The 2,220-nt window shown below is 51.2% G+C and carries 2 protein-coding genes; both read right to left on the reverse strand.

Features of this window, described 5'->3' with window-relative positions:
- Positions 1-899: carbohydrate ABC transporter permease (locus tag J2Z66_RS42285; protein ID WP_376774578.1), on the reverse strand; the 899-nt coding region annotated here is incomplete at its 3' end.
- On the reverse strand, positions 886-2,220 hold a 1,335-nt coding region (locus tag J2Z66_RS42290; protein ID WP_209980124.1), incomplete at its 5' end, for an ABC transporter substrate-binding protein. The genes J2Z66_RS42290 and J2Z66_RS42285, both read right to left, overlap by 14 nt.

Below are 2,220 nucleotides of genomic sequence, written 5' to 3' on the forward strand. Positions count from 1 at the left end.
AGGGCCGAAGCGTACCCCATCTCGAAACGGACATCGCCGTAATCCTGGATATGGCTCATAAGGACATGGCCGGCATATTGGGGAGTCGGAAACGTGCCCGACAGCTGCTGGCCGATTTCCCCCGCCTTGAACGTGCCGACAATGGCCATAACCGCGCTGAACAGCATCTGCGGTTTCATCGACGGGATCGTGATATACCAGATTTCTTGCAGACGGCTCTTGACTCCATCGATCCGTCCTGCTTCATACAGCTCTTTGTTGACGTTCAGAACGCCGGCAAGCTGGGCCAGAAAGCCGACTCCCATGCTGGACCATAAGGTTACGGCCACCATGGAATTCATCAAATAGGCCGGGTCCGTTACCCATAGAATCGGTTTATCGATAAGTCCCATTCCGAGCAGTATACTGTTCAAATAACCGATCCGGTCCCCCATCAGAAGAGGGGCCCATACGGCGGTCATTGCCGTGCCTGCTATTAACGATGGACTGTAAATGATAAGCGCGTACACAGTTCTCGAATAGTTCGGCAGCTGGGAGATCAGCCAGGCCAGGATGAAGGAGGCGATATAGCCTCCTGGTCCTACCAGCAGCACGAATTTGATCGTGTTCGGCAGCGCGTTTTTCAGGAATATCAAATCTTGCGATAGTACATACAAATAGTTTTGCCATCCGACGAAACGAGGCGGCTGCAGGGCGTTGAAGTACGTGAAACTTAGCAGCACCGCGAGCAGGACAGGGATGAAAATGAAAGCGGTAAAGCACAATACGAATGGCGCTATAAACAAATACGAGAGCCTGTAGGACCATACGCGTTTAAGGAAAGCGTTCAGACGCGTGCCGGGCCTATATTCCCTTTTGGCACCCATTGCCGTCATCATTCCGGCTTCACTCCGGGACATACCGGTCAACTCCTTCCCACGGTTTATTGATTTGCGGCATATCGAGCGTATGCACCGCTTTACCGTCTGGAGTTATAAATCCAAATTCCTGCGCTTTCCGCACCATCTCCCGGTCGATATTGACGATGCTTTCCTCGAGTGATTCCCGGAAGTTCATACCGTCGACGACGGTACGGCTCCATGCGTTGTTCAGCTCCCGGGGGACGAAATAAGCGCCCGGGGGACTAGCCAATTCTTTGTACCATTTCCACTGCCCAAGGATAACCTGGAGATCCTCCTTCGGCCATGGCAGACGGGCAAAAGCCTCTATGTTGGCGGTGTTCCACCGAAACATGATGCCGTTGTACGATTCCAGATCCGAACCGTACCTCTCCTGCACGTCAGCAGACAACAGCCATTTCAGGAACGTCCATGCTTGTTCTTTTTTGTCGGAACTTTTGTAAATAAATCCTGTCGTTTGCCCGCCGGATGACCAGCGGACGACCGTGCCGTCCGGCTGCTTGACGCCTGGGAGCGGAGCAATCCCCCACCACCCGGTCAGTTCAGGAGCAGCTGCGGCTAATTGAATATACGTATTAAAGTCTGCGATGCCTACCGGCATGGTGCCTTTGCGGAAATGCTGATAAAAGCTCGGGACGCTTTTCTCCAAATCATAAATATTGAACAAATCGGTCCATTGCTTAAATCCTTTGAAAGCCTCCGGCGTGCTGAGCGCCGTGCTTAATCCGTCTTTATTGAAAAACTCCGCTCCGTTCTGGTACAAAAAAGTAATAAAATCGTCCGTTGGCACATAAAAGTTGTAACCGTTTTGCTGCAATGTAGGCAACATATTGTACACATCGTCCCATGTGTCGGGTATGCTCAGACCCAGCTGTTCCAAAATGTCTTTGCGGTAAAATAACACTTTAAACGATTGCGTCTCCGGAAGCGCGTAATACCCTTTATCGTAGTAGAAAGGAAGAAGCGCGCCAGGTGCAAACTGGTCCGCGACTTGCTTAAAATCCGGGAATCCGCTTAAATCCACGAGCGCACCACGCATGGCGAAATCGACCGATTTGTTCTGCGGCTGGCCAAGTACAATGTCGGGGGAAATTCCGGCTGCGTTGGCATAAATCAGCAAGTTTTCGTCTGGCAGCAAGTTGACTTTGACTTTAATGCCGGTTTGTGGTGTGAACATTTCATTGCTGAGCTCTTGAAGCAGGTTGACGTAATCGCGAGGACGGTTAACCCAGACGTTGAGGGCGCCCTCTGCGAGATCGCTCAAATCATCTTTGCGGAGAAAGGAACGGAAGAAATTCATCACAGAAACTTTCAAGGATTC

Origin of the sequence: Paenibacillus eucommiae (genome assembly GCF_017874215.1) — a bacterium.
GTDB classification, from domain to species: domain Bacteria; phylum Bacillota; class Bacilli; order Paenibacillales; family NBRC-103111; genus Paenibacillus_AI; species Paenibacillus_AI eucommiae.